Origin of the sequence: Pseudomonas sp. BS-2016, from assembly GCF_001806145.1 — a bacterium.
Classification (GTDB): domain Bacteria; phylum Pseudomonadota; class Gammaproteobacteria; order Pseudomonadales; family Pseudomonadaceae; genus Aquipseudomonas; species Aquipseudomonas lundensis.
The window spans coordinates 1-1,769 of sequence record NZ_MLCT01000179.1 but is presented as its reverse complement, the minus strand read 5'-3'; the positions used below and the strand labels follow the sequence as shown (position 1 = coordinate 1,769).

Sequence of the window (1,769 nt, the reverse complement as noted above, 5' to 3'; positions counted from 1 at the left end):
GCCAGGTTGCTGACGCCGATCCCTTGGGCATGCCGGGCCAGGCGGCGCAATGGCAGCAAGCCGCGATGAACCAGCAGGTAACCCACCAGCGCCAGGATGATCGCGGCGATACTCGCCAGGATGTATACGCTGAGTCGATAACTGGTGAGCACCGCGGTGCGCTCGGTCATCAGGCGGCCGCTGGTGATTTGCAGGCTGCCCAGGTCGCCGGAGTCGATAGCCACGGCCACTAGCGAGAAGGGAATACCGTTCAGGCCTGGCAAATGTTGCACGTCGCTCAACATGAGTTTGTGATCCTTGGGCAGCGGCTGGATCGACGGCAACTCAATATTCCCCGGGTTTACCAGCAGCAGTGGCTGTTTGTCGGGGGCGGCAATGCTCAGCACGGATTCGCGGTTGCCCAACATGTTCTGGAACAGCTCTGGCTTGGTCTTGATCAGGTCCAGGGTATTGCTGTCGTTGAGCAGGTTGCGTAACTGGTCCACCCGGGATATCAGCGCGGCGTCATCGCGGCGGATCAGTTCGCGCTCCAGTTCCCGGTACAGCGCCACGCCCAGGGTGGCCAGCAAGGCGAAGGCGAGCAGGGCGAAGATCAACGCCAGGCGCAGGGTCAGGGAGTAAGGGTGTTGACGGTTCATGGCTGGGTATCGAAGCGGTAGCCAATGCCCCGCACGCTGTGGATCAGCTTGAGCTGGAACGGGTCGTCGATTTTCAGGCGCAGGCGGCGCACGGCGACATCCACCACATTGGTGTCGCTGTCGAAGTTCATGTCCCACACCCGCGAAGCAATCAGCGAGCGGGACAGCACTTGGTCCTGGTGCGTGGCAAACAGATGCAGTAGGGCGAACTCTTTGTTGGTCAGGGTAATGCGCGTGCCGGCGCGGGTGACCCGACGTTTGAGTACGTCAATGTGCAGGTCGGCGATGTGCAGTTGCTCTTCATCCCGGCTCGGGCCACGACGGTTGAGGGTACGCAGGCGCGCCACCAGTTCGGCGAACGAAAAGGGCTTGATCAGGTAGTCATCGGCACCCAGTTCAAGGCCTTTGATGCGGTCGGCGATGTCATCGCGGGCGGTGAGGAACAGCACCGGCGTATCGGCCTCTTTGCGCAGGCGACGCAGCACTTCCCAGCCATCCATTTTCGGCATCATCACGTCGAGTACGATTACGTCGAACGGCGTCTCCAGGGCCTGGTGCAAACCGTCCACGCCATCGCGGGCCAGGCTCACACAATGCCCCAGTTCCTGCAGGCCATTGAGCAGATAATTGCCGGCCTTGGGTTCGTCTTCGACTACAAGGATGTTCATGGGAAGTGCTCTGCTTCAATAAGTTGCGCCAGTGTAGCCCGATCAATTGTCATTGGCGCAACCGGTGCCCTGGACTTGGTAATCGAGAACATGTTCACGGTCTTGGTGGTCCAGATAGCGCAGTTGCGCCGGCACAACCCCGCATTGGCCGTAGGTGTCGGTGCTCGACAGCACCCTGGCGACATCCAGGTGCACGAAGAAGCCGGTTTTGTCGTGGATCACGTTGGTAGCGGGGGCGGTATCGGCAGCGAATGCCGAGCCAGTGGCGAGCAAAGCGGCGAAGCCCAGGGCAATCAGTTTCATGGTGGTGTCTCACGTTCCGGGTGGGTAGTGAGCTCACGGTAACCAGGCGACCCCAACAGCCAACCAACAGGATCATGACAAGTTCGTCATTTTTTACTTGGAGGTGACGGGCCAGGACTCGGCGTTTACAAGCGTCGAGGTGATCCGTAGATTGCAGGGC

General features: G+C 60.4%; 2 protein-coding genes and 1 pseudogene. All 3 read right to left on the bottom strand.

Annotated features, from left to right (window positions below):
* Positions 1 to 638 (bottom strand): annotated as a pseudogene (locus tag BKD70_RS23525) (two-component sensor histidine kinase); the annotation flags it as partial.
* Positions 635 to 1,306, bottom strand: coding sequence for a heavy metal response regulator transcription factor (locus tag BKD70_RS23520; RefSeq protein ID WP_003192516.1), 672 nt, complete (start codon positions 1,304 to 1,306; stop codon positions 635 to 637). The pseudogene BKD70_RS23525 and the gene BKD70_RS23520, both read right to left, overlap by 4 nt.
* A gap of 42 nt (positions 1,307 to 1,348) precedes the next feature.
* The gene (locus BKD70_RS23515; RefSeq protein WP_054898328.1) at positions 1,349 to 1,609 is read right to left on the bottom strand and encodes a DUF2790 domain-containing protein; all 261 of its coding nucleotides are present in this window, start codon (positions 1,607 to 1,609) and stop codon (positions 1,349 to 1,351) included.
* Positions 1,610 to 1,769 lie beyond the last annotated feature (160 nt).